Source organism: Pseudomonas sp. UYIF39, assembly GCF_029963765.1.
In the GTDB taxonomy this organism is placed as follows: Bacteria; Pseudomonadota; Gammaproteobacteria; order Pseudomonadales; family Pseudomonadaceae; genus Aquipseudomonas.
The window spans coordinates 316070-339570 of the sequence record NZ_JALBYU010000002.1; the positions used below are offsets into that span (position 1 = coordinate 316070).

The 23501-nt window shown below is 59.9% G+C and carries 23 protein-coding genes; 14 read left to right on the forward strand and 9 right to left on the reverse strand.

From position 1 onward, the window contains the following. Positions 1-157: 157 nt before the first annotated feature. The gene (locus tag MO767_RS04430) at positions 158-709 is read left to right on the forward strand and encodes a disulfide bond formation protein B (protein WP_282479545.1); all 552 of its coding nucleotides are present in this window, start codon (positions 158-160) and stop codon (positions 707-709) included. A 178-nt stretch (positions 710-887) separates the two neighbouring features. Then, complete coding sequence (gene rsd, locus MO767_RS04435) at positions 888-1346, forward strand: sigma D regulator (protein ID WP_282479546.1); 459 nt, start codon at positions 888-890, stop codon at positions 1344-1346. A 63-nt stretch (positions 1347-1409) separates the two neighbouring features. Here the strand turns inward: rsd and MO767_RS04440 are convergent, their stop codons facing one another. Further along, positions 1410-2075 carry an FKBP-type peptidyl-prolyl cis-trans isomerase gene (locus MO767_RS04440; protein ID WP_282479547.1) on the reverse strand — a complete coding sequence of 222 codons (666 nt, stop codon included), beginning with the start codon at positions 2073-2075 and terminating at the stop codon, positions 1410-1412. Positions 2076-2267: 192 nt separating this feature from the next. Here MO767_RS04440 and MO767_RS04445 point away from each other — a divergent pair, with 192 nt between their 5' ends. Continuing rightward, entirely contained in the window at positions 2268-3311 is a 1044-nt protein-coding gene (locus MO767_RS04445) for an AlgP family protein (RefSeq protein WP_282479548.1), read from the forward strand. Here MO767_RS04445 and MO767_RS04450 read toward each other — a convergent pair. Beyond that, positions 3308-3772 (reverse strand): TIGR02444 family protein, encoded by a 465-nt coding sequence (locus MO767_RS04450; protein ID WP_282479549.1) that lies wholly within the window; start codon positions 3770-3772, stop codon positions 3308-3310. The two genes, MO767_RS04445 and MO767_RS04450, sit on opposite strands and share 4 nt — an antisense overlap. A gap of 50 nt (positions 3773-3822) precedes the next feature. On the opposite strand from MO767_RS04450, the gene MO767_RS04455 reads away from it, so the two are divergent. The 5 genes from MO767_RS04455 (at position 3823) to MO767_RS04475 (ending at position 9657) form a co-directional block, all read left to right on the forward strand. After that, entirely contained in the window at positions 3823-5733 is a 1911-nt protein-coding gene (locus MO767_RS04455; protein WP_282479550.1) for an ATP-binding cassette domain-containing protein, read from the forward strand. Then, positions 5733-6314 carry a mechanosensitive ion channel family protein gene (locus MO767_RS04460; protein WP_282479551.1) on the forward strand — a complete coding sequence of 194 codons (582 nt, stop codon included), beginning with the start codon at positions 5733-5735 and terminating at the stop codon, positions 6312-6314. Before MO767_RS04455 ends, MO767_RS04460 begins: the two co-directional genes overlap by 1 nt. A 116-nt stretch (positions 6315-6430) precedes the next feature. Beyond that, complete coding sequence (gene rhtB, locus MO767_RS04465) at positions 6431-7063, forward strand: homoserine/homoserine lactone efflux protein (RefSeq protein WP_282479552.1); 633 nt, start codon at positions 6431-6433, stop codon at positions 7061-7063. 212 nt (positions 7064-7275) lie between these two features. Beyond that, positions 7276-9174, forward strand: coding sequence for an FTR1 family protein (locus tag MO767_RS04470; RefSeq protein ID WP_282479553.1), 1899 nt, complete (start codon positions 7276-7278; stop codon positions 9172-9174). 27 nt (positions 9175-9201) lie between these two features. Next, positions 9202-9657, forward strand: a complete 456-nt coding sequence (locus MO767_RS04475; protein WP_150657632.1) for a YaiI/YqxD family protein — start codon at positions 9202-9204, stop codon at positions 9655-9657. Between the two features lie 28 nt (positions 9658-9685). On the opposite strand, the gene elbB is transcribed toward MO767_RS04475, so the two are convergent. After that, entirely contained in the window at positions 9686-10354 is a 669-nt protein-coding gene (elbB, locus tag MO767_RS04480) for an isoprenoid biosynthesis glyoxalase ElbB (RefSeq protein ID WP_282479554.1), read from the reverse strand. A 115-nt stretch (positions 10355-10469) separates the two neighbouring features. On the opposite strand from elbB, the gene MO767_RS04485 reads away from it, so the two are divergent. Then, positions 10470-11705, forward strand: coding sequence for a sterol desaturase family protein (locus tag MO767_RS04485; RefSeq protein ID WP_282479555.1), 1236 nt, complete (start codon positions 10470-10472; stop codon positions 11703-11705). Here the strand turns inward: MO767_RS04485 and MO767_RS04490 are convergent. Beyond that, complete coding sequence (locus MO767_RS04490; protein ID WP_282479556.1) at positions 11686-12309, reverse strand: DedA family protein; 624 nt, start codon at positions 12307-12309, stop codon at positions 11686-11688. The genes MO767_RS04485 and MO767_RS04490 overlap by 20 nt on opposite strands. Before the next feature lie 208 nt (positions 12310-12517). On the opposite strand from MO767_RS04490, the gene hemB reads away from it, so the two are divergent. Then, positions 12518-13531, forward strand: a complete 1014-nt coding sequence (gene hemB / locus MO767_RS04495) for a porphobilinogen synthase (RefSeq protein WP_282479557.1) — start codon at positions 12518-12520, stop codon at positions 13529-13531. Between the two features lie 18 nt (positions 13532-13549). After that, the gene (gene ppk1, locus MO767_RS04500) at positions 13550-15772 is read left to right on the forward strand and encodes a polyphosphate kinase 1 (RefSeq protein ID WP_282479558.1); all 2223 of its coding nucleotides are present in this window, start codon (positions 13550-13552) and stop codon (positions 15770-15772) included. A 106-nt stretch (positions 15773-15878) separates the two neighbouring features. Here ppk1 and ppx read toward each other — a convergent pair whose 3' ends face one another. From ppx to MO767_RS04525, 5 genes are all read right to left on the reverse strand, one after another. After that, complete coding sequence (gene ppx / locus MO767_RS04505; protein WP_282479559.1) at positions 15879-17381, reverse strand: exopolyphosphatase; 1503 nt, start codon at positions 17379-17381, stop codon at positions 15879-15881. A gap of 235 nt (positions 17382-17616) precedes the next feature. Next, complete coding sequence (locus MO767_RS04510; RefSeq protein WP_282479560.1) at positions 17617-18354, reverse strand: amino acid ABC transporter ATP-binding protein; 738 nt, start codon at positions 18352-18354, stop codon at positions 17617-17619. After that, a complete protein-coding gene (locus tag MO767_RS04515; protein ID WP_150657625.1) occupies positions 18341-18991 on the reverse strand; it encodes an amino acid ABC transporter permease in 651 nt (216 codons plus the stop codon). Before MO767_RS04515 ends, MO767_RS04510 begins: the two co-directional genes overlap by 14 nt. Then, positions 18988-19656, reverse strand: coding sequence for an amino acid ABC transporter permease (locus MO767_RS04520; protein WP_046053786.1), 669 nt, complete (start codon positions 19654-19656; stop codon positions 18988-18990). Before MO767_RS04520 ends, MO767_RS04515 begins: the two co-directional genes overlap by 4 nt. 36 nt (positions 19657-19692) lie before the next feature. Next, positions 19693-20478 carry a transporter substrate-binding domain-containing protein gene (locus MO767_RS04525; RefSeq protein ID WP_033060641.1) on the reverse strand — a complete coding sequence of 262 codons (786 nt, stop codon included), beginning with the start codon at positions 20476-20478 and terminating at the stop codon, positions 19693-19695. A gap of 256 nt (positions 20479-20734) precedes the next feature. Between MO767_RS04525 and MO767_RS04530 the strand changes: the two genes are divergently transcribed. The 3 genes from MO767_RS04530 to rho all read left to right on the forward strand — a co-directional run bounded on the left by MO767_RS04530 (position 20735) and on the right by rho (position 23400). Continuing rightward, positions 20735-21442 (forward strand): FadR/GntR family transcriptional regulator, encoded by a 708-nt coding sequence (locus MO767_RS04530; RefSeq protein WP_282479561.1) that lies wholly within the window; start codon positions 20735-20737, stop codon positions 21440-21442. A 120-nt stretch (positions 21443-21562) separates the two neighbouring features. Continuing rightward, positions 21563-21892 (forward strand): thioredoxin TrxA, encoded by a 330-nt coding sequence (trxA, locus tag MO767_RS04535; protein WP_008150340.1) that lies wholly within the window; start codon positions 21563-21565, stop codon positions 21890-21892. A 248-nt stretch (positions 21893-22140) separates the two neighbouring features. After that, positions 22141-23400 carry a transcription termination factor Rho gene (gene rho / locus MO767_RS04540; RefSeq protein ID WP_007942421.1) on the forward strand — a complete coding sequence of 420 codons (1260 nt, stop codon included), beginning with the start codon at positions 22141-22143 and terminating at the stop codon, positions 23398-23400. Positions 23401-23501 lie beyond the last annotated feature (101 nt).

Below are 23501 nucleotides of genomic sequence, written 5' to 3' on the forward strand. Positions count from 1 at the left end.
CATCAACGGCAGAGTCCTACAGAGGACTACACCTAATCCTCTCGTTCCTGTCGGGAATTCCCTACACCTCTGTTGAAGTGTCCCCTCTGGCCTGCCTTGAAAGGCTGCCGCGCTTTCCTCTACCGTAACCGCCTGTCTCTACTGTTACGGAAATGCCATGTCTTTGGCCTGCTCACGCTCCTTGTTTTTCATGGCTTTCATTGCAGGTGCCCTGGCTCTGGGCGTGTCCTATTACCTGGAATATGCGGTCGGCCTCAAGCCTTGCGGGTTGTGCCTGTTGCAGCGATCTTGCCTCGCGTTACTCACGGGTATTAGCCTGACGGCTTCGGTTCATGGTCCGGGCCGCTTTGGCTCTTTTCTGTATTGGATGCTCAGTCTGGTTTGCAATCTGGCGGGTACGGTCACGGCGTGGCGGCAGGTTTTGCTGCAGAGCGATCCAACGCATCAGCTGTTGACGTGTCCGCCTGATCTGGCTGTTCGGTACGAGGACTTGCCCTGGTTTTGCCAGATGACACAGATGTTTAAAGGGGAGGGAGAGTGCGCGGAGATTTCGTGGACGCTGTTCGACCTGAGCATTCCTGAATGGAGTCTGCTGCTCTTCATGGCGATGACGATTTTAGGAATTTATCAGATGCTGCGTCTTGCCTGGAAAGCTTGTCAGCGACCGCTCAGCGGCGGTTCGTCGCACCGGGCGCTGGCGGGTGATTAAACACTTGTATGAACTTTATCTCCTGCGTACCTTGAAGCCATTGTCGCGCGGGCATAATCTGGCCCGCACGTGTCATTGGAATTATGTTGCTCGAATGACGCTCTGCCTGGCCGATACTTGACCTTCAAGTGAGCGACGGGTGTAGGGCAGCATGACCCACAAGGGAAGAGAGATCACCATGCTCGAAAGTTGTCAGAATGCTCAGGAACGTTGGGGTGGAGTGCATCTGCTGATCGATCGCTGGTTGCAGGAGCGTCACGAGCTGGTTCGGGCCTATGATGCTCTCGGCGCCAAGCCTGAGGCACTGGGTGAGAACCGTAAGCCGTTGCAGGAATTCTGCGGGGTGCTGGTCGATTACGTGTCTGCCGGGCACTTCGAGATCTACGAACAGCTGACCGGCGAAGCGAGGGCGTTTGGTGACACTCGCGGGCTTGAGTTGGCCGAAACTATCTACCCTCGCATCGATGTCATCACCGAGAAGCTGCTCGCGTTCAACGACCTATGTGATGCAGGTCAATGCGTGGCAGAGAAATTCAAAGAGCTGGGTGGCCTGTTGCACGAGCGCTTCGAACTGGAAGACTGCCTGATCGAAGTGCTGCACACCGCTCACAAGGAAGAGGATTCGGTTCAGGCCTGAACCCCCTTCCTGCAAGACCTCCAAAAACGGTGCGCTATGCGCGCCGTTTTTCGTTTCCGGTATTCAGCTTGTGGCACCGCGAAGTTCGACTTCGAATACCAGCGGTGTGAACGGCGCAATCAGGTCGCCTGCACCCTCGGCGCCATAGGCTTCGGCCGATGGAATCACCAGACGCCATTTCGCACCGACCGGCATTTGCTGCAACGCGCTGCGCCATCCGCTGATCACACTGTCGAGACTGAACCACTGCGGCTGACTGTTCTGATCGAACACCGTGCCGTCGGGAAGGCGACCGATATACAGCACCTGGACTTTGCCGTTGGGGCCAGCTTTGGCACCAGTGCCTGGCGCCAACTCCGTTAGCAATATTCCATCTGCCAGTTCACGAACGCCCGGTCTGGCTTTTTCCTCAGCGAGAAAAGCCTGCTCCTTTTCGAGGGCGATTTCACTTTGCGGCGTGCTCGGTTGCAAGGCGACCTGGGCTTCATGCTCGGCAAGAATCTGTTCGATCTGCTCATCTTTCAGCGCCAGGGGTTTGCCTTGATAGGCTTGTTGCAAGCCTTGGATCAGCGCCTGAAGTTGCAGATCGGGAACCTCTTGTCGCAGGCGTTCGCCCAGGCTTGCGCCCAGGCTGTAAGAGAGATCATGAGTGTCATTTTCTTTGGTTTTTTCGGCGGCCTGGGCCACGGAGAAAAACACGCACAGTGATAAAAAAAGGTAGCGCGACATGGGCACTCTCCGACCTGAGATGCGGGGGATTATGCCAGTGTGAATGCGCGATACGGTGAACTGGTTTTGCGCAAGCGCAGAAGAATTTCAATCCGTTGCAACGCAGCGCTCTGGATACTGTCAACATGCCCTAGCGGCGGTAGCAGCAGAGGTCTAGTATGAGCCGCACCCACGTCAGCCAGGAGGTAAATCATGTCGGCCACCAAGAAGCCTGTAAATACTCCGTTGCACTTACTCCAACAACTCTCGGGCAGCTTGCTCGAGCATCTGGAAAACGCTTGTTCCCAAGCCTTGGCTGATGCTGAAAAACTGCTCGCCAAATTGGAAAAGCAACGCGGAAAAGCGCAAGAAAAATTGCACAAGTCCCGTACCAAATTGCAGGACGCTGCGGCGGCCGGCAAGGCCAAGGCACAAACCAAAGCCAAGGGCGCGGTGAAGGAGCTTGAGGACTTGCTCGATGCCCTCAAGGATCGTCAATCCGAAACTCGCAGCTACATTCTGCAACTCAAGCGCGATGCTCAAGAAAGCCTGAAACTGGCCCAGGGCGTCGGTCGTGTACAAGAGGCTGTCGGCAAGGCGTTGTCCCTGCGTTCGGCCAAGCCTGCTGCGGCTCCTGCCAAGAAAGCCGCTGCCAAACCGGCTGCTGCAAAAGCACCGGTCAAGTCTGCCGCGGCTCCTGTTAAAAAAGGTGCCGCCAAAGCACCGGTGAAAGCCGCAGCAAAACCTGCCGCTAAACCTGCGGCAAAAAAACCAGTCGCTGCTAGCGCTGCAAAACCGGCTGCTAAAACAGCCGCTGCCAAACCTGCCGCCAAGCCAGCCGCCAAGCCAGCCGCTGCCAAAACTGCTGCCGCTAAACCGGCTGCAAGAACCGCTGCTGCTAAACCGGCGGTAGCGAAAACTGCAGCGGCGAAAGCAGCTGCCAAACCAGCCGCAAAACCGGCTGCAAAAACTGCCGCGGCGAAACCTGCTGCCAAGCCAGCTGCAAAACCAGCTGCCAAGCCAGCTGCCAAGCCAGCTGCAAAAGCTGCCGCCAAACCTGCCGCTGCCAAACCGGCTGCAAAACCAGCGGTGAAAAAACCGGTTGCCGCCAAGCCGGCCGCCGCGCCAGTTGCCAAGCCAGCCAACCCGGCTCCGGTAGCAACGTCTGCTTTAGCCGCAGCCACCTCGACAGCCACGCCAGCGCCAACGCCGGCCGCCGCATCGATCGCAGCAGCCACCCCAACCAGCGCTTCCTAAGTGCTGCTTACCGCGACGCGCAGCTGATGCAGCGCGTCGCGGTCCAGGTGGGCGGCGCCAGCCGTTACACCTTCCAGCCAGGCCGATAGATCGGTCGCCTCACCTTGCGGCCAACTCAACGCCGATCGTTCCAGTCGCACCAACAGATGTCGCTCGGCGTCCAGTTCGAGTGCCTTCACTTGTTCGCGCAGAGCATTCAGTTCGAAATCGTCGGCGGCGACGACTTTCCAATTCACCCGCAAGGCTCGCAGCGGGCGCACCACGTCTGCGTCCCACGACTCGGCCACGCTACGCAGTTGCTGCAATCGGTGTTCGTTACAGGCGACGCCACGCTCTCCCAGCCACAGCCCGCAAAGCAGCAAGCACACATTGATACCCGCCGACTGCAATTGCAGGCATGCGGGTTCAACGCCGGGACGGGCGTAGGTACTAAGGGAAAAGCTCCACAGGTCAGAGGACATAGTGCTACTCGCGCCAGTTGCGAGCGAAGCTGGTAGACTCCGCCGCCATTATGATTCGACTTCAGAACCTGACTTTACAGCGTGGCCCTCAACGTCTGCTAGAAGACGCCGAGCTGACCCTGCACGCCGGCCACAAAGCCGGCCTCATCGGTGCCAACGGCGCCGGCAAATCGAGCCTGTTCGCCTTGCTTCTGGGTGACCTGCACCCTGACTCGGGTGACTGCTTCCTGCCGGCGGACTGGCGCATCGCCCACATGCGCCAGGAGATCGACACCCTCGATCGCGTGGCGGTCGACTATGTGCTTGATGGCGACCTGCGCCTGCGCGAGGTGCAACGCGACCTCGCGGCAGCCGAAGCGGCCCATGACGGTACCGCTCAGGCCCGCCTGCACTCGGAACTCGACAGCGCCGACGGTTACACCGCCGATGCCCGGGCCCGCAAGTTGCTGGCCGGCCTTGGGTTCACCAATGAACAGATGGATCGCCAGGTAGGAGATTTCTCTGGTGGTTGGCGGATGCGTCTGAACCTGGCGCAGGCTTTGATGTGCCCCTCGGACTTGTTGTTGCTCGACGAACCGACCAACCACTTGGACCTCGACGCCATCATCTGGCTCGAAGAATGGCTCAAAAGCTATCCCGGCACCTTGATGCTGATTTCCCACGACCGGGACTTCCTCGATGCCGTGGTCGATCACGTGGCCCACGTCGATCAGCGCAAGATCACCCTGTATCGCGGTGGTTACAGCGCCTTCGAACGCGCTCGCGCCGAACGTCTGGCCCAGCAACAGCAGGCCTACGAGAAGCAACAGGCGCAACGTGCGCACATGGAAAGCTACATCGCCCGCTTCAAGGCCCAGGCCACCAAGGCCCGTCAGGCCCAGAGCCGGATCAAGGCGCTGGAGCGGATGGAAGAGCTGTCCGCCGCCCACGTCGATTCGCCATTCGATTTCGTTTTCCGCGAATCAGTAAAAATCTCCAGCCCATTGATTGATCTCTCCGACGCCCGACTGGGTTACGGCGAGCGAGCCGTGCTGGAGAAGGTCAAGCTGCAACTGACCCCCGGTGCGCGGATCGGTTTGCTCGGCCCGAACGGTGCCGGTAAATCGACCCTGATCAAAAACCTTGCCGGTGAACTTGAGCCGTTGTCCGGCCGCCTGACCCGTGGCGAGAACACCGTCGTTGGCTACTTCGCCCAGCATCAACTGGACTCACTCGACTCCAAGGCCAGCCCGTTGCTGCACATGCAGCGCCTGGCGCCGACCGAGCGCGAGCAGACGCTGCGCGACTTCCTCGGTGGTTTCGACTTCCGCGGTGCGCGGATCGATGAGCCGGTGCTGAACTTCTCCGGTGGCGAAAAGGCGCGCCTGGCGCTGGCGTTGATCGCCTGGGGCCGGCCGAACCTGTTGCTGCTCGACGAACCGACCAACCACCTGGATCTGGAAATGCGCCTGGCGCTGACCATGGCCCTACAGGAATTCAGTGGCGCGGTACTGGTGGTCTCCCACGATCGCCATTTGCTCAAAAGCACCACCGACAATTTCTATCTGGTGGCGGACGGCAAGGTCGAGGAATTCGACGGCGACCTGGAAGACTACACCCGTTGGCTGGTGGACTACCGTCAGCGCAACGCCCCGGTCAGCAATACGCCGGTCAATCCGGACAAGACCGACAAGAAGGCACAGCGCCAGGCGGCGGCCGCGTTGCGTCAGCAACTGGCGCCGCACAAGCGCGAGGCTGACAAGCTCGAAGCCGAGCTGGGCAAGCTGCACGAGAAACTGGCGAAGATCGATACCAGCCTCGGCGACAGCGACATTTATGAGCCCACGCGCAAGAACGACTTGCGTGATCTGCTGGCCGAACAGGCCAAGCTGAAGGTCCGTGAAGCCGAGCTGGAAGAAGCCTGGATGGAAGCGCTGGAACTGCTCGAAAGCATGCAGGCGGAGCTAGAGGCGCTGTCTTGATGGAAGCCTTCAAGCTGCCATTGCCTGCTGTGTGGATCGAGCCGATCTGGCTCTTCGTGCAGATCCTGCTGATTCTGTTGGCGGGATATGTTGCCCAGCGTTGCGTCGCCAAGTGCCTGACTCGCCTGGGTGAGCGCTATCCGTTGCCGCCACAATTGCTGATGCCGCTGCGCGGTGGTCTGCGCTGGCTGATCATGGGCAGTGCGCTGATCTTCGTGCTGGAACGCCTCGGGGTGTCGGCGACGGTGCTCTGGACCGCGTTGTCCGGGTTTGTCGCGGTAGCGGCAGTGGCGTTCTTCGCTATGTGGAGCGTGCTCTCGAATCTGTTGTGCGCAATCCTGATCTTCACCGTCGGCCCGTTCCGCCTCGGCGACGTGGTCGAGTTGGTGGACACCACCGACAAGCCCGGCGTCAAAGGCCGGGTCGTTGCGATCAATCTGCTCTACACCACGCTGATCGAAGCCGAAGAGCTCGGCACCGGCAGCGCCATGGTGCAAGTGCCCAATAGCCTGTTCTTCCAGCGCTCGGTTCGACGCTGGCGCGGCAGCGATGTATTCCCTTCCAGCGGTTTCGAAAAGTAGCCGAAATGCCGACCACGCTGGTCGGCAGCTGTGCTGTCCTGCAAAAAAACCGGTAGTCATTGGCTCGAAGCCGCATTAGCTTAGACGTCTGTCACGAGTCTGAGTCGAGGTGTGCGATGGAGCTTCAAACTTGGCTGGCTTTTTTTGCCGCCTGCTGGGTGATCAGTCTGTCTCCCGGTGCCGGCGCCATTGCGTCGATGTCCAGCGGTCTGCGATACGGATTCTGGCGCGGTTACTGGAACGCCCTGGGCCTGCAACTGGGCCTGGCAGTGCAGATTGCGATTGTCGGTGCCGGTGTTGGCGCGATTCTCACGGCGTCGGCCACGGCCTTCTATGCGATCAAATGGTTCGGTGTCGCCTATCTGGTTTACCTTGCGATCAAGCAATGGCGTGCGCTGCCCAGCGACATGAGCGAAGACGCGGCCGTGCGTCAGATTGGCAGGCCGATGGCCCTGGTGTTCCGTGGTTTTCTGGTGAACATCAGCAACCCCAAGGCGCTGGTGTTCATGCTGGCGGTGTTGCCGCAGTTCATTGATCCGCATGCGCCGCTGCTGATCCAGTACCTGATCATTGGTGTGACCATGGTCTGCGTTGATCTGATCGTCATGGCCGGTTACACCGGGCTTGCATCGAAGGTGCTGCGGATGTTGCGCACGCCCAAGCAGCAGAGACGTATGAACCGCACGTTTGCCGGGCTGTTCATTGGTGCGGCGGCATTCATGGCGACCCTTCGCAAAGTGGCTGTGTAAAACCGTCAGGCACTAAAAAGGCGACCTTTTCAGGTCGCCTTTTTTATTTGTCGCTGTTCCGTCCTGAATAAGGTTTACACCTTCTGATCTGTTTTTCAGGACTAGACACGCTGACTTTGCACGCTGTCGTGCAGGAAATACCAACAAAGCTTGAGTGAAACGCATTGGAAGTGAACAATGTGTTACTTCGTATTTCCATTTGAGATTCGTTTATGATTGCCTCCTCCCGCTTTCTGGCATGGCTAGTGCTGCCTGTTATTGCGTTTTGCAGCTTCAACGCGCTGGCCGAAACGGCGGAAGGCGCGCCAAAGGCGCTGCATTTACTCGACTACATTGGCGCCGATTACCCGGTAACGGTCCAGGCCGGTAAGGTCATTGATGAGTCGGAATACCGCGAACAATTGGAGTTTCTCGGGGTTCTGCAAGACCTGGTCAGCGGATTGCCGGTCAGGCCCGAACGCACGGAGCTGGAGCAGGGCGTCGGCGATTTGCGCAGAGCAATCGCTGCGCGCAAAGACGGCGCCGACGTCGCCCGCCAGGCTCGGCAGCTTGGGGCGAAGCTGGCGGTGGCTTATGAAGTCAGTCAGGCCCCAGTGATTACCCCCGACCCAAGCCGTGGTGCTCCGCTGTATGCACAGCAATGCTCGGTGTGCCACGGCGACGCGGGAGCCGGTGACGGCCCGGCAGGCGTCGGCATGACGCCGCCACCAGCCAATCTGCGAGATGCCGCGCGACTGGGCCGACTGAGCCTCTACGCGATCTACAACACCTTGGGGATGGGCGTTGAAGGCACCGACATGCCGGCCTTCGCCGATCAGCTGGACGATCGTCAGCGTTGGGACCTGGCGACCTACATCGCCAGCTTCAGCGCCGACCCGGCTGCTGCAAAATCCGAAAAAACCTACAACATCGCCGACCTGGCCCGGCAGACTCCCGCAGAAGTGCAGGTTGCCGAGGGGCCGCAAGCTGCGGCGACCTTCCGGTCGCAACGGGCGCAACCGCCGCAGGTCAAGCGTGGCCCGGCGCAGTTGCTCGACTACACCGCCGCGACCCTGGACAAGAGCATCGCGGCCTACCGTGCGGGTGATCACGATCAGGCCTATGACCTGTCGGTGGCGGCTTATCTGGAGGGCTTCGAACTGGTCGAAAGTTCTCTGGATAACGTCGACGCCAATGTGCGCAAAGACACTGAAAAATCGCTGATGGCTTACCGTCAGTCCTTGCAGGACGGTTTGCCGATGGCCCAGGTCCAGCAACGACTGGACGCGGCCAAGACCAAGTTGAAGACGTCTGCCGGCCTGCTGGGCAGCGATGGTTTGAGTTGGTCCCTGAGCTACATCTCCGGTTTATTGATTCTGTTGCGCGAAGGCCTGGAAGCGATTCTGGTGCTCGCGGCGATCCTCGCGTTCCTGCGCAACACCGGCCAGCAATCGGCGGTGCGCAGCGTCAACGTCGGCTGGGGGCTGGCGCTGCTGGCCGGTCTCGGGACTTGGGCGTTGGCGGCGTATGTGATCGATGTCAGCGGCTCGCAGCGCGAATTGCTGGAAGGCGCGACGGCGTTGTTTGCCGCCGTCATGGTGCTTTGGCTCGGCGTGTGGATGCACGACCGTCGTCACGCGGCGGCTTGGCAGGATTACATCAAGAGCACTCTGGTGGGCGGCGGTGGGCGTTTCGGGTTTGCGACGCTGGCGTTCTTCTCGGTGTATCGCGAACTGTTTGAAGTGATCCTGTTCTACGAGACCCTGTGGCTGCAGGCAGGTCCAGCGGGCCATAACGCGGTCCTGGCGGGTGGTGCGACGGCGTTGGTGTTGCTGGTCGGTCTGGCTTGGGTGATTCTGCGTGGCTCGGCGAAGCTGCCGCTGTCACTGTTCTTCAGTATCAACGCCGGTCTGTTGTGTGCGTTGTCGGTGGTGTTTGCCGGGCATGGCGTGAAGGCGTTGCAGGAAGCCGGGATTTTCGGCACCCGGCCGGTGCCGTTCTTTGACTTCGACTGGCTGGGGATCCACGCTGATGCGTATTCGCTGAGTGCGCAGGCGGTGGCGATTATCGCGATCATCGTGCTGTATAGCCGTAGTCGGCTGGCTGAGAAGCGGCGGGTGCAGGTTTCCTGATCCGAGTGATCCTCAAGAGGTAAAAACATGCGTGTGTGGATCGATGCCGACGCCTGCCCCCGGGCGGCCAAGGATCTGGTGGTGAAGTTCGCCCTCAAGCGCCAGTTCGAAGTGGTGCTGGTGGCCGGACAGCCGCAGATCAAACCGGGTTTGGCCCTGGTGAAGCTGATCGTGGTGCCAAGCGGTCCGGATGCCGCCGACGACTATCTGGTGGAACACGCGGTACCCGGTGAATTGGTGATCTGCAGCGATGTGCCGCTGGCCGACCGACTGGTGAAAAAGGGCGTTGCGGCGCTGGATCCACGGGGCAAAGAGTTCGATGCGCAGAACATGGGCGACCGATTGGCGGTGCGTAACCTGTTCACCGATCTACGTGAACAGGGGCAGATGAGCGGCGGGCCAGCGCCATTTGGTGAGCGTGAGAAGCAGGCGTTTGCCAATGCGCTGGACCGGATCCTCACGCGGCTTTCCCGCAAAACCTGAGCCTTGTGGTGAACACTGTGGGAGCGTGTCAGGCGTCGTTTTCGTGGGTCAGTTCCAGAACGCGGTCGACCAGTTTGTTGATGCCTGACGCCGCTTCACTGATCGATTGGGCCAGCATATAAGCCGGGGTGCACACCAGTTTGCGGGCCTTGTCTTCGACGATGTCGCTCACCGCGCAATCTTCGTGTGTAGCGCCCATCTTGTTCATGGCGGCTGCAGTATCGGCGTCGTTGCCGATGGTGCAGGTCACACCCGGTCCATAGATCTTCGCCGCGAGCGCCGGCGAGATGCAGATCAGCCCGACCGGTTTACTGGCCTCGGCAAAGGCTTCAGCCAGCGCCAGGACTTCCGGTTGCACGGTGCAGCCGGCGCCTTCGACGGCGAAGTTCGACAGGTTCTTGGCCGCCCCGAAACCGCCCGGAACGATCAGCGCATCGAAGTCTTCAACGTCCGCTTCGCGGATATCCTTGATATTGCCCCGGGCGATCCGCGCCGATTCCACCAGCACGTTGCGCGACTCGGGCATTTCTTCGCCGGTCAGGTGATTGATCACATGTAGCTGCGCGATGTTCGGTGCGAAACACTGCACCTGAGCCCCCCGCTGGTCCAGGCGCAGCAGGGTGATCACGCTTTCGTGTATCTCGGCGCCGTCGTACACGCCACAGCCGGATAGGATCACTGCAATTTTTTTGCTCATGGGCTTTTCTCCAGATTCATGGCGTTAAATGTCCACTAATTTGTCACTCGTTGCCATAGGGTTAATTCGCGGCTACACCTAGGATCTGTCCTCAAGATTCCGATCAGGGCGCGTCATGGACTTCATTCTGTATGCGGTGCCGTTTTTCTTTGTGCTGATTGCCGTCGAACTGCTGGCCGACCGTTGGCGCGGAGTGAGCAATTATCGTGTGGCTGACGCGATCAACAGCATGAGCACCGGCGTGCTGTCGACCACCACCGGCCTGTTGACCAAAGGCGTCGGCCTGGTGACGTATGCATTTGCCCTCAAGCACCTGGCGCTGTTTGAACTCTCCGCCGACAGCGTTTGGGTCTGGATTTTCGCCTTTGTCCTCTACGACTTCTGCTACTACTGGCTGCATCGCATGGGCCACGAACGCAACATCTTCTGGGCAGCGCACTCGGTGCATCACCAGAGCGAGGATTACAACCTGTCCACGGCGCTGCGCCAGACCAGTACCGGCTTCCTGTTGAGCTGGATCTTCTACCTGCCGATGGCCGTGCTCGGCGTGCCGCTGCTGGTCTTCATAAGCGTCGCCTCGCTGAACTTGCTGTACCAATTCTGGGTGCATACCAAACACATTCCCAAGCTCGGCTGGTTCGAGTGGTTCTTCGTCACGCCGTCCAATCATCGGGCTCACCATGCACAGAACGCTCTCTACATGGATCGTAACTACGGCGGGGTGTTCATTATTTGGGACCGTCTATTCGGCTCGTTCCAGGAAGAGGACGATAACGAACCGGTGATTTTCGGTGTCACTACGCCGCTCGCGAGCTGGAATCCGGTGTGGGCGAACGTGCAGTTCTACGCGCAGCTGTGGGATGACGCGCGGCGTGCGCAAAGCAAATGGGACAAGCTGCGCATCTGGTTCATGCGCACCGGTTGGCGGCCGGCGGACGTGGCGGCCAGGTACCCGATGAACAAGCCAGACCTGAGTCAGTTCCGTAAATTCGAAGTGCCGCTGGACGGGCGTCAGCAGTTGTATGTCGTGTTGCAGTTCTGCGTCTACATCGCGCTGGGTAGCTATTTGATGAACCTGGAGCACAGTTTGCCAACCGCCGCGCTGGTGCTCGGCTGGAGTGCCGTGGCGTTGGGTTTGTTTACGTTGGGCGTGGCCCTGGAGAATCGTCCGTGGGCGCTGAAGCTGGAGCTGCTGCGCCTGGCGTCGAATGTGCCGCTGGTGTGGCTGGCGCCGGTCGTTGGGCTGTGGCCTGCCAGCGCGGCAGGCTGGGTCGGCCTGCTGAGTTACAGCCTGCTCAGCGGAATCGGTCTCTACTGTTGCAGAAACCGTTTCACTCGCCTGGCGTCTTAGTCTCGGCAGATTTTGCGCGTTCGGCCTGCTCGTCGGCGTAGATCTTCTTCGCCAGGCGGGCATTCTTGAAGCGCCGGCGCAACCACAGGCCAAAGCCCAGGATCAGCAAGGCGCCGAGCACCCACAGCTCGTACTTCTTGACGCTGCCAAGCATGCCTTCGAGCACCGCACCGAAGTGATACGCGGCGGCAGCCAGCGCGGCGGCCCAGATCGCGGCACCAATCCCGTTGAGCAGCAGATAACGTCCTGGCGGATAGCCCGACAGGCCGATCGCCACGGGCATCACCGTGCGCAGGCCATAGACAAAACGGAAGCTCAGCACCCAGATGTCCGGGTGCTTGCGGATATGTTCCAGCGCCCGATCGCCCATCATCTGCCAGCGCGGTTTGCGTGCCAGCAACTTGCGGCCGTGCTTGCGCCCCAGGAAATACCAGAGCTGATCACCGGCATAACTACCGAGGAACGCCACGATCATGACCACTTTGAGGTCCATGTATCCGCGGAACGCGAGGAAGCCTGCGAGCACCAGAATGGTTTCGCCTTCGAAAAACGTGCCGAGAAAGAGGGCGAAGTAGCCGAATTCCTGAAGAAATTGTTGGAGCATTGTCTGGATGCTGGCGAAATGAACGCGCAGCCTAACCCTTCGGGAACATTCATGAAAGTGTCCAAATGTGTCTCGACGTGAACATTTCCTACAAGGACAATGGAATGCGGCTGCGTGTCACAGGGCTAAGCACAACTGACATCTGTTCGTCATAATGCCCGCTTATAACTGTCACGCTCGCCCGCCAGTGCGGGCTCAGGAGTCTGCCGTGAGCTTTACCCCCGCCAACCGTTTGTTTCCTGCAACCCGCCTGCGTCGCAATCGCCGTGATGATTTTTCGCGTCGACTGGTCCGTGAAAACGTTCTGACCGTCGACGATCTGATCCTGCCGGTGTTCGTGCTGGACGGTGAAAACCGTCGCGAAGCGGTGGCGTCGATGCCAGGCGTCGAGCGCCTGACCATCGATCTGTTGCTTGAAGAAGCGGCCAAGTGGGTCGAGCTGGGGATTCCGGCCTTGGCGTTGTTCCCGGTGACGCCGCCGGAGCTCAAGTCTCTGGACGCCGCCGAAGCCTGGAACCCGAACGGGATCGCCCAGCGCGCCACCCGTGCGTTGCGTGCGCAATTTCCTGAACTGGGCGTGATCACCGACGTCGCCCTGGACCCGTTCACCACCCACGGCCAGGACGGCATCCTCGACGAAGAAGGCTACGTGCAGAACGACATCACCGTCGACGCACTGGTCAAGCAGGCGCTGTCCCACGCCCAAGCCGGTGCTCAGGTGGTGGCCCCGTCGGACATGATGGACGGTCGCATCCAGGCGATCCGAGAAGCGCTTGAACTGGCCGATCACGTCAACGTGCGGATCATGGCTTACTCGGCGAAGTACGCCAGCGCCTATTACGGCCCGTTCCGCGATGCGGTCGGTTCAGCGCTGAACCTGGGCAAGGCCAACAAGGCCTCCTATCAAATGGACCCGGCCAACAGCAACGAAGCCCTGCACGAAGTGGCGGCAGACTTGTCAGAAGGCGCGGACATGGTCATGGTCAAGCCAGGGATGCCGTATCTGGACATCCTCTACCGGGTCAAAGAAGAATTTAAAGTGCCGACCTTTGTTTATCAGGTCAGCGGTGAATATGCCATGCACATGGCGGCAATCCAGAATGGCTGGTTGAGCGAAGGGGTTATCCTCGAATCCCTGACCGCTTTTAAACGTGCAGGCGCTGATGGCATCCTGACTTACTTTGCCGTCCGTGCTGCTCAATTGTTACGAGAGCAAAAATAGCCCTCCCAGGAACATTCGATGAATACCGAAGTACTCACTGAAGTTGCCGTAAAAGACGCTCAACCTGTGGTGGAGCAAATCGCCGAAACCCCGCCGGAACTGGAGCCTGCTGCTCCCGCAGCGGTGGCCGAGGCCGCAGTAGCGGCACCGGCGATTGCCATTCCCGGCCTGGATGACAGCAGCCTGTACATCCATCGCGAGCTTTCGCAACTGCAGTTCAACATCCGCGTGCTGGAGCAGGCACTGGATGAGTCCTACCCGTTGCTGGAGCGGCTGAAGTTTCTGCTGATCTTCTCCAGCAACCTGGACGAGTTCTTCGAGATTCGTGTGGCCGGCCTGAAGAAGCAGATCACCTTCGCCCGTGAACAGGCCGGCGCCGATGGCCTGCAACCGCACCAGGCCCTGGCCCGCATCAGCGAACTGGTGCACGGTCACGTTGACCGCCAGTACGCGATCCTCAACGATATTCTGTTGCCGGAACTGGAAAAGCATCAGGTCCGCTTCATCCGCCGGCGTCACTGGACCACCAAGATCAAAACCTGGGTGCGCCGCTATTTCCGCGATGAGATCGCGCCGATCATTACCCCGATTGGCCTGGACCCGACGCACCCGTTCCCGTTGCTGGTCAACAAGAGCCTGAACTTCATCGTCGAGCTCGAAGGTATCGACGCCTTCGGTCGCGATTCCGGTCTGGCGATCATCCCGGCGCCACGCCTGCTGCCGCGCGTCATCAAGTTGCCGGAAGAAGTGGGCGGCTCGGGCGACAACTACGTGTTCCTGTCGTCGATGATCCATGCGCACGCCGATGACCTGTTCCAGGGCATGAAGGTCAAGGGCTGCTACCAGTTCCGTCTGACCCGAAACGCCGACCTCGCCGTCGACACCGAAGATGTAGAAGACCTGGCCCGCGCCCTGCGCGGCGAGTTGTTCTCCCGTCGCTACGGTGACGCGGTGCGCCTGGAAGTCGCCGACACCTGCCCGAAACACCTGTCCGACTACTTGCTCAAGCAGTTCAACCTGCACGAGACCGAGCTGTATCAGGTCAACGGTCCGGTCAACCTGACCCGCCTGTTCAGCATCACCGGTCTGGACAGTCAGCGAGCGCTGCAATACACACCGTTCACCCCGCAGATCCCGAAACTGCTGCAAAACAGCGAGAACATCTTCAGCGTGATCAGCAAGCAGGACATCCTGCTGCTGCACCCGTTCGAGTCCTTCACTCCGGTGGTCGACCTGCTGCGCCAGGCGGCCAAGGACCCGCATGTATTAGCGGTCCGTCAGACCCTGTACCGCTCCGGCGCCAACTCGGAAATCGTCGATGCGCTAGTCGATGCGGCGCGTAACGGCAAGGAAGTCACTGCGGTGATCGAGTTGCGTGCGCGGTTCGACGAAGAGTCCAACCTGCAACTGGCCAGCCGTCTGCAAGCGGCCGGTGCGGTGGTGATTTACGGCGTGGTCGGTTTCAAGACCCACGCCAAGATGATGCTGATCTTGCGTCGCGAGGCCGGCGAGATTGTCCGTTACGCCCACTTGGGTACCGGCAACTACCACGCGGCCAACGCCCGTCTGTACACCGACTACAGCTTGCTGACCTCGGATGACGCCTTGTGCGAAGACGTCGGCAAACTGTTCAGCCAGCTGATCGGCATGGGTAAGACCCTGCGCATGAAAAAGCTGCTGCACGCGCCGTTCACGCTGAAGAAGGGCATGCTCGACATGATTGCCCGGGAGACCCAGTTCGCCCTCGATGGCAAACCGGCGCACATCATCGCCAAGTTCAACTCGCTGACCGATCCGAAGATCATCCGCGCGCTGTACAAGGCCAGTCAGTCCGGGGTGCGCATCGATCTGGTGGTGCGCGGCATGTGCTGCCTGCGTCCGGGCATCGCCGGGGTTTCGCACAACATCCACGTGCGCTCGATCATCGGTCGCTTCCTGGAACACACCCGGGTCTTCTACTTCCTCAATGGCGGCGAAGAGCAGATGTTCCTGTCCAGCGCCGACTGGATGGAGCGCAACCTCGACAAGCGCGTCGAGACTTGCTTCCCGGTCGAGGGCAAGAAGCTGATCATGCGGGTCAAGAAAGAGCTGGAGCTGTATCTCACCGATAACACTCACAGCTGGAGCCTGCAGGCGGACGGCCGTTACATCCGCAACACGCCGACCGGCAACCAGAACCCGCGCAGCGCGCAGGCGACTTTGCTGGAACGTTTGGGCAGCCCGATTCTGCCCGTTCGTTAACGCAGATTCGGTTGGGTAAAAAAGGGCGATCCATATGGGTCGCCCTTTTTGGTTTTAGCTACTTACCTGTGGTGATGGGATAAATCCCCTCACCACAGAAACGGTGTTAGCGAACGTTCAGGGTGAAGCCTACGCGGGTCAGCCACTCCGCTTCCAGACCGAAGTCGGCCTGAGTCAGCTGGTTTTCGTCCAGCCAGTTATCCGGGAACAACACATCCAGGCTGTCGCCATTGGCGTGCAGCACGACCTGGGGCATTTCCTGGGTGCCGCGGATGTGATGGAACAGAATCGCAAAGCGCAGCAGCACGCACAGGCGAATCAGCTTGATACCGTCATCGCCGAACTCGGCAAACTTGTCCTTCGGAATATTGCGCCGGTGGCCGCGCACCAATAGCGCGAGCATTTGCTGGTCTTCGCGGGAGAACCCGGCCAGGTCCGAGTGCTCGATCAGGTAGGCGCCGTGCTTGTGGTAGTGATAGTGAGCGATGTCCAGGCCCACTTCATGGACCTTGGCCGCCCAGCCGAGCAACTCACGCCAGACCCCGTCATCCAGCTCCCAATCCTCAGCCACTTGATCGAAAGCATGCAACGCCTTGCGCTCAACGCGCACTGCTTGCTCCAGATCGACGTGATAGCGCTCCATCAACGAGCTGAGGGTGCGCTCACGGACGTCTTCGTGATGATGACGGCCCAACAGGTCATAGAGCACGCCTTCGCGCAGGGCGCCTTCACAGTGGTCCATGCGTTGCAGCTCGAGCGCGTCGAAGATCGCTTCGAGAATCGCCAGACCCGCCGGAAAGATCGCCCGGCGGTCAGGCTTGATGCCTTCGAAATCGATCTTGTCGACATCGCCCAGTTTGAACAGCTTGCGCTTGAGCCAGGCAAGGCCTTCGGCGTTGACCTCACCAGTGCCATGACCGCCGGCCTTCAGCGCCAGGCCAATGGCGCGGATGGTGCCCGAGGAGCCGATGGCTTCATCCCAGGTCAGGCGGTGCAGGGCGTGTTCGATGCTCATGATCTCCAGCCGCGCCGCCGTGTACGCCTGGGCGTAGCGGGCCGGGGTGATCTTGCCGTCCTTGAAATAGCGTTGGGTGTAGCTGACGCAGCCCATTTGCAGGCTTTCGCGCAGCAGCGGTTCGAAGCGCTGGCCGATGATGAATTCGGTACTGCCGCCGCCGATGTCGGCCACCAGGCGTTTGCCCGGGGTGTCAGCGAGGGTGTGGGAAACGCCGAGGTAAATCAGGCGTGCTTCTTCTCGGCCGGAGATGACTTCCACCGGGTGGCCAAGGATTTCTTCAGCGCGGTGGATGAATTCGCCACGGTTACGGGCTTCACGCAGGGCGTTGGTGCCGACGATCCGCACGGCGCCGGGCGGCATACCGTTGATCAGTTGGGCAAAACGCTTAAGGCAATCGAGCCCGCGTTGCATGGATTCTTCACTGAGCTGGCGCTCATCGTCGATGCCGGCGGCCAGCTGAACCTTCTCCCCGAGACGCTCGAGAATACGGATTTCGCCGTTCTGGGCCTTGGCCACGACCATGTGAAAGCTGTTGGAGCCCAGGTCGATTGCGGCGATCAGGGACAGATTCTTGGCTTGGGATTGCGGCATGGTCAGGGGGTCTCGGTCGATAACCTCGACATCGTGCCACGATCAAACGCTGCCGCCAACGCGCAGTGTTCAAAGCCTTGATCCTGCGCAGGAAAGCAGATGGCCGCTGCGCGGCCAATCGCGAGCAAGCTCGCTCCCACATGGATTTTGTGTCGTTTACGGAATCGCGGCGCACACCGAACCCTGTGGGAGCGAGCTTGCTCGCGATGGCGGCCTCAATGGCGCTGAGGACCTTTCAGCCCGCCGCCTCAACCGTCCCAATAAAGTTTGCCAGCTCCGCCGTCTGCGGGCTGGCGAACAAAATCTTCGGATCCCCCACCTCATGCACCTTGCCCTGATGCATGAACACCAACTTATCCCCAACCTCCCGGGCAAAACGCATCTCATGGGTGACCATAATCAACGTCATCCCTTCCTTGGCCAGTTGCCGGACCACACTCAGCACTTCATTGACCAATTCCGGGTCCAGCGCCGAGGTAATCTCATCGCACAGCAAGACCTTCGGCGACATCGCCAGCGCCCGGGCAATCGCCACCCGCTGTTGCTGCCCGCCAGACAACCGATCCGGGAAGGCATCGAATTTCTCCCCCAGCCCGACCCGCTCCAACATCTCCCGCGCCAGTTCGGCCGCTTTGGCTTTCGGTACTTTCTGCACCACTTGCGGCGCGAGCATCACGTTCTCGCCGACCGTCAGGTGCGGGAACAGGTTGAACTGCTGAAACACCATCCCGACTTTCTGTCGCAAGCTGCGCAGATCCGCACGAGCGGCGTCGAGGTAGTCGCCGTCGACTTCAATCACGCCGTCGTTGATCGATTCCAGGCCATTGAGGGTGCGCAGCAAGGTGGATTTTCCCGAACCGCTGCGGCCGATGATCGCCACCACCTGGCCTTCCTCGACGCTCAGGTCGATGCCTTTGAGTACATGGTGATCGCCGTAATATTTATGCAAAGCGGAAATTCTAAGCAGAGGCATGCAGTCTCCTTTCCAGGTAGCGGGCACTGAGGGACAAGGGGTAGCAGAGCAGGAAGTAACCGAGGGCCACGAGGCCGTAGACCATGAACGGTTCGAAGGTTGCGTTGGCGAGCATGCCGCCGGTCTTGGTCAGTTCGGTGAAGCCGATGATCGAGGTGACGGCGGTGCCTTTGACCACTTGCACGGAGAAGCCCACGGTCGGCGCGACGGCGATCCGCAATGCTTGCGGCAGGATCACGTAGCGCAGTTGCTCCAGCGGGTTCAGCGCCAGGCTCGACGAGGCTTCCCACTGGCCGTTGGGGATCGATTCGACGCAACCACGCCAGATCTCCGCCAGGTAGGCGCTGGTGAACAGCGTCAGGGCAATCGCCGCGGCCATCCACGGCGAAATCTCTACCCCGGCCAACGCCACACCGAAGAACACCAGAAACAGCTGCATCAACAGCGGCGTGCCCTGGAACAGTTCGATGTAGGTGCGGGCGAAGCTGCGGGGCAGGGATTTTTTCGAGATGCGCATGATCATGATCAGCAAGCCGATCAGTCCGCCACCGATAAATGCGACCAGCGACAGCGCCAGGGTCCATTGCAGGCCGGTGAGCAGGTTGCGTACGACGTCCCAGAAGGTGAAATCGCTCATTGGCTGCTCCTTGCGACAAAACGGCGGCCAATCCAGTTCAGCAACTGGCGGATCAGTAGCGCCATGCACAGGTAGAGCAGCGTGGTCAGGGCGTAGGTTTCAAAGGCGCGGAAGTTGCGCGACTGAATGAAGTTGGCGGCGAAGCTCAGCTCTTCGGTGGCGATCTGCGAGCAGACCGCCGAACCCAGCATCACGATGATTATCTGGCTGCTCAATGCCGGCCAAACCTTGCCCAGCGCCGGCAGCAGCACCACGTGGCGAAAGGCTTCGAAGCGCGTCATTGCCAGCGCCGCAGCGGCTTCAAGCTGTCCTCGAGGGATTGCTTGGATGCCCGCGCGGATGATCTCGGTGGAATAGGCGCCGAGGTTGATCACCATCGCCAGCACCGCCGCCTGCCACTCGGAAATCTGCACGCCCAGTGACGGCAGGCCGAAGAAGATGAAAAACAACTGCACCAAAAACGGCGTGTTGCGGATCAACTCGACGTAGACCCCGAAAATGCCGGCGAACGGACGGATGTTCCACGCCCGCACCAGCGCCCCGACGATGCCCAGCCCCACCCCGAGCACCGCGCCGATGGCCGTCAGTTCAAGGGTGAACAGCGCACCGCGCAGCAGCAGGTCGGTGTTTTGCACCACCGGAATGAAATCGAACTGATAAGCCATGTTTAGGCTCCTTGTTTAAACGGCGTCGCACGACAATCAGAGATCGGCCGGCAGCGGCTCTTTGAGCCAGGTCCGGGAGTTCTTCTCCAGTGCGCCGTCGGTCTTGGCGGTGGCGAGGATCTGGTTGACCTTGTCCAGCAGCGCCGGCTCGTTTTTGTTCACGCCGACGTAGACCGGCGAATCCTTGAGCTTCACTTTCAGCGCCGGAATACGTTTCGGGTTGCGCTCGCTGATGGTCACCATCACCACGTTGCCGCTGGCGATCAGATCAACTTGCCCGGCGAGGTAAGCGGCGATGGTCGAGTTGTTGTCTTCGAAGCGCTTGATGGTCACGCCTTCGGGCGCGACTTTGGTCAGCTCGATGTCTTCGATGGCGCCACGGGTGACGCTGATGGTTTTGCCCTTGAGGTCGTCCAGGCTTTTGATACTGGCGTCTGGCGGACCAAATACGGCGAGGTAGAACGGCGCGTAGGCACGGGAGAAGTCGATGACCTTCTCGCGCTCGGGGTTCTTGCCGAGGCTGGAGATCACCAGATCGACCTTGCCGGTGGTCAGGAACGGAATGCGGTTGGTGCTGTTGACCGGCGTCAGCTCGAGTTTGACCTTGAGTTGGTCGGCCAGCAGTTTTGCAGTATCGATGTCCAGGCCGCGCGGTTTCATGTCCGGGCCGACCGAGCCGAAGGGCGGGAAGTCCTGAGGCACGGCAACCTTGAGGACGCCGCGCTTGACCACATCCTCCAGACCGTCGGCGTGGGCGGGCGCCTGGCTCAGCATCAGGCTGGCAAACAGGGCGGCGAGGAGGGCGCTGTAACGCTGGGTCATGGCAAATCTCCGAATCGGCGAGAAGTGAATTCTGCGGATCGACAGAGCACGGGCCGTGCCAAGAGTCGGTTTTAGATGCCGCAGGCCACGGTTTTGCTGGACTAATTCGGTCTTACTGGTCTGAACAGTCGTGCAGGGTTTCGCACCCCGATAGCGCACCACTGGAATTCGTCGAACCCCCATGGGGCACGACTTGCCGGGCGTCGCGAATAGCTTTACAACTAACCGCTCATTGGCCTGGTTCGTCTGAAAAACCATGAACTCGATCTCCCGCGCCGTACCTGAAGTGGCGCTGCAAGCCATCCGTAAACTCATCACCGAGCAAGGTTTCGGGCCGGGCGATGCATTGCCCTCGCAACGGGATTTGGCGGTGCAATTGGGGGTCAGTCGTGCCTCGCTGAGAGAGGCGTTGTCATCGCTGAGTGCGCTGGGCGTGATCAGCATCCAGCCGGGCAAAGGCGTGTTCGTGCAGCCGCCGGTTGATTTGCCGCGAGGTGATGCGGGGCTGAGTTGGCCGTTCGCGGCTCAGGCCTCGCCGCTGGACATCTTTCAGTTGCGCTATGCCCTGGAAGGCTTTGCCGCCGGTTTGGCCGCGGTGACCCTGAGTACTCACGAGCTTGATGCACTGGAAGATAACGTCGCCGCCATGCGCATCGAATTGAAGGCCGGCGACTTCGAGGCCGCGGCGCGACTGGATTTCGAGTTTCACCGGCGCATCCTGCTGGCAAGCGGCAATCAAGCGATGCTGAGCATTCTGACGGCCAGCGCCGACATTTTTCTAGAGAGCCAGAAACTACCGTTCATCCGGGCAGAGCGGGCCATGGAAACCTGGCAGGAACACCGCAAAATCCTCCGCGCACTGGCCCGGCGGGCGTCCGGCGCAGCGCAGAAGGCCATGCACGAACATGTGCGCAACGCGGCGCTGCGCACAGGAATTGCCTTCGTCGCTCCCGCCACCTCGTGACTTGGGCTATACCCAAACTCATGCGGCACCATAGCGAGACTCAATCATCTGCACCTTCCTGAACGAGGGAAGGGCAGCTATGATGGGCCACGTTTTTTTGCTTACAACCTGGAGACTTCCATGAGCAGCGATCTTATTAAACACGTCACCGACGCTAGCTTCGACGTCGACGTCCTCAAGGCCGAAGGCGCTGTACTGGTCGACTACTGGGCTGAATGGTGCGGCCCTTGCAAAATGATCGCTCCTGTTCTGGACGAAATTGCTGAAACCTACAAAGGCAAGCTGACCGTTGCCAAACTGAACATCGACGAGAACCAGGAAACCCCGGCCAAGCACGGCGTGCGTGGTATCCCGACTCTGATGTTGTTCAAAAACGGCAACGTTGAAGCCACCAAGGTCGGTGCACTGTCGAAGTCGCAACTGGCTGCCTTCCTCGACGCCAACATCTAAGCATCGTTGTAAAGCGTCATTTAAAAGGCCCCGCATATTGCGGGGCCTTTTCGTTATTCAGGGCTAGACGCTCCGAAACTCAGGTGGTACATTCGGCCCCGCACTGGTTTCTCCACTGCCCCCTGCTAGCCGTCGCCGACGCACTCCTTTTCGAATAAGTACGCGATCCTGTCGCCTTCTCTGCGGCGCGGCCTCATTAAGCCAAAAGCTTAATTTCCCCCCTCCATAAATGATTACGTCATTCCTATATGAATCTGACTGAACTCAAGCAAAAGCCGATTACCGAACTGCTCGAATTGGCCGAACAGATGGGCATAGAAAATATGGCCCGTTCGCGCAAGCAGGACGTGATTTTCTCCCTGCTCAAAAAGCACGCGAAAAGCGGCGAGGAAATCTCCGGTGATGGCGTGCTGGAGATTCTCCAGGACGGCTTCGGCTTCCTACGCTCCGCTGACGCTTCCTATCTCGCCGGCCCAGACGATATCTACGTCTCGCCGAGTCAGATCCGTCGCTTCAACTTGCGCACCGGTGACACCATCGTTGGCAAGATCCGTCCTCCAAAGGAAGGCGAGCGTTATTTCGCGCTGCTCAAGGTCGACACGATCAACTACGATCGTCCCGAGAACGCGAAAAACAAGATTCTCTTCGAGAACCTGACCCCGCTGTTCCCGACCGTGCGCATGAAGATGGAAGCCGGCAACGGTTCCACCGAAGACTTGACCGGTCGTGTCATCGACCTGTGCGCCCCGATCGGCAAAGGCCAGCGCGGTCTGATCGTTGCACCGCCGAAAGCCGGTAAAACCATCATGCTGCAGAACATCGCAGCGAACATCGCTCGTAATAACCCTGAAGTTCATCTGATCGTTTTGCTGATCGACGAACGTCCGGAAGAAGTAACCGAAATGCAGCGCACCGTGCGCGGCGAAGTGGTTGCCTCGACGTTCGATGAGCCGCCAACCCGCCACGTGCAGGTTGCCGAAATGGTGATCGAGAAGGCCAAGCGCCTGGTCGAACACAAGAAGGACGTGGTGATCCTGCTCGACTCCATCACCCGTCTGGCTCGCGCCTACAACACCGTGATTCCGAGCTCCGGCAAAGTGCTCACCGGTGGTGTCGATGCCCATGCCCTGGAGAAACCGAAACGTTTCTTCGGCGCCGCGCGGAACATCGAAGAAGGCGGTTCGCTGACCATCATTGCCACTGCGCTGGTTGAAACCGGCTCGAAGATGGACGAAGTGATCTACGAAGAATTCAAAGGCACGGGCAACATGGAACTGCCTCTGGATCGCCGCATCGCTGAAAAACGCGTGTTCCCGGCCATCAACATCAACCGTTCCGGCACCCGCCGCGAAGAGTTGCTGACTGCCGACGACGAGTTGCAACGCATGTGGATCCTTCGCAAGCTGCTGCACCCGATGGACGAAATCGCTGCCATCGAGTTCCTGGTCGACAAGCTGAAAACGACCAAGACCAACGATGAGTTCTTCCTGTCGATGAAACGCAAGTAAGTCGAACGGGCCAAAAAGCCGGGGAAACCCGGCTTTTTGCTATCTGATTTTTGATGAACCGGCAGTTCGTGGTTCTGAATAGAGGGGTTCGGCGCTAAACT

What these genes read in the sequence shown, in the direction of transcription:
- MO767_RS04430 (WP_282479545.1), top strand. Translation starts at nt 158, where the DNA reads ATGTCTTTGGCCTGCTCACGCTCCTTGTTTTTCATGGCTTTCATTGCA.
- rsd (WP_282479546.1), top strand. Translation starts at nt 888, where the DNA reads ATGCTCGAAAGTTGTCAGAATGCTCAGGAACGTTGGGGTGGAGTGCAT.
- MO767_RS04440 (WP_282479547.1), bottom strand. Translation starts at nt 2,075, where the DNA reads ATGTCGCGCTACCTTTTTTTATCACTGTGCGTGTTTTTCTCCGTGGCC.
- MO767_RS04445 (WP_282479548.1), top strand. Translation starts at nt 2,268, where the DNA reads ATGTCGGCCACCAAGAAGCCTGTAAATACTCCGTTGCACTTACTCCAA.
- MO767_RS04450 (WP_282479549.1), bottom strand. Translation starts at nt 3,772, where the DNA reads ATGTCCTCTGACCTGTGGAGCTTTTCCCTTAGTACCTACGCCCGTCCC.
- MO767_RS04455 (WP_282479550.1), top strand. Translation starts at nt 3,823, where the DNA reads ATGATTCGACTTCAGAACCTGACTTTACAGCGTGGCCCTCAACGTCTG.
- MO767_RS04460 (WP_282479551.1), top strand. Translation starts at nt 5,733, where the DNA reads ATGGAAGCCTTCAAGCTGCCATTGCCTGCTGTGTGGATCGAGCCGATC.
- rhtB (WP_282479552.1), top strand. Translation starts at nt 6,431, where the DNA reads ATGGAGCTTCAAACTTGGCTGGCTTTTTTTGCCGCCTGCTGGGTGATC.
- MO767_RS04470 (WP_282479553.1), top strand. Translation starts at nt 7,276, where the DNA reads ATGATTGCCTCCTCCCGCTTTCTGGCATGGCTAGTGCTGCCTGTTATT.
- MO767_RS04475 (WP_150657632.1), top strand. Translation starts at nt 9,202, where the DNA reads ATGCGTGTGTGGATCGATGCCGACGCCTGCCCCCGGGCGGCCAAGGAT.
- elbB (WP_282479554.1), bottom strand. Translation starts at nt 10,354, where the DNA reads ATGAGCAAAAAAATTGCAGTGATCCTATCCGGCTGTGGCGTGTACGAC.
- MO767_RS04485 (WP_282479555.1), top strand. Translation starts at nt 10,470, where the DNA reads ATGGACTTCATTCTGTATGCGGTGCCGTTTTTCTTTGTGCTGATTGCC.
- MO767_RS04490 (WP_282479556.1), bottom strand. Translation starts at nt 12,309, where the DNA reads ATGCTCCAACAATTTCTTCAGGAATTCGGCTACTTCGCCCTCTTTCTC.
- ppk1 (WP_282479558.1), top strand. Translation starts at nt 13,550, where the DNA reads ATGAATACCGAAGTACTCACTGAAGTTGCCGTAAAAGACGCTCAACCT.
- ppx (WP_282479559.1), bottom strand. Translation starts at nt 17,381, where the DNA reads ATGCCGCAATCCCAAGCCAAGAATCTGTCCCTGATCGCCGCAATCGAC.
- MO767_RS04510 (WP_282479560.1), bottom strand. Translation starts at nt 18,354, where the DNA reads ATGCCTCTGCTTAGAATTTCCGCTTTGCATAAATATTACGGCGATCAC.
- MO767_RS04515 (WP_150657625.1), bottom strand. Translation starts at nt 18,991, where the DNA reads ATGAGCGATTTCACCTTCTGGGACGTCGTACGCAACCTGCTCACCGGC.
- MO767_RS04520 (WP_046053786.1), bottom strand. Translation starts at nt 19,656, where the DNA reads ATGGCTTATCAGTTCGATTTCATTCCGGTGGTGCAAAACACCGACCTG.
- MO767_RS04525 (WP_033060641.1), bottom strand. Translation starts at nt 20,478, where the DNA reads ATGACCCAGCGTTACAGCGCCCTCCTCGCCGCCCTGTTTGCCAGCCTG.
- MO767_RS04530 (WP_282479561.1), top strand. Translation starts at nt 20,735, where the DNA reads ATGAACTCGATCTCCCGCGCCGTACCTGAAGTGGCGCTGCAAGCCATC.
- trxA (WP_008150340.1), top strand. Translation starts at nt 21,563, where the DNA reads ATGAGCAGCGATCTTATTAAACACGTCACCGACGCTAGCTTCGACGTC.
- rho (WP_007942421.1), top strand. Translation starts at nt 22,141, where the DNA reads ATGAATCTGACTGAACTCAAGCAAAAGCCGATTACCGAACTGCTCGAA.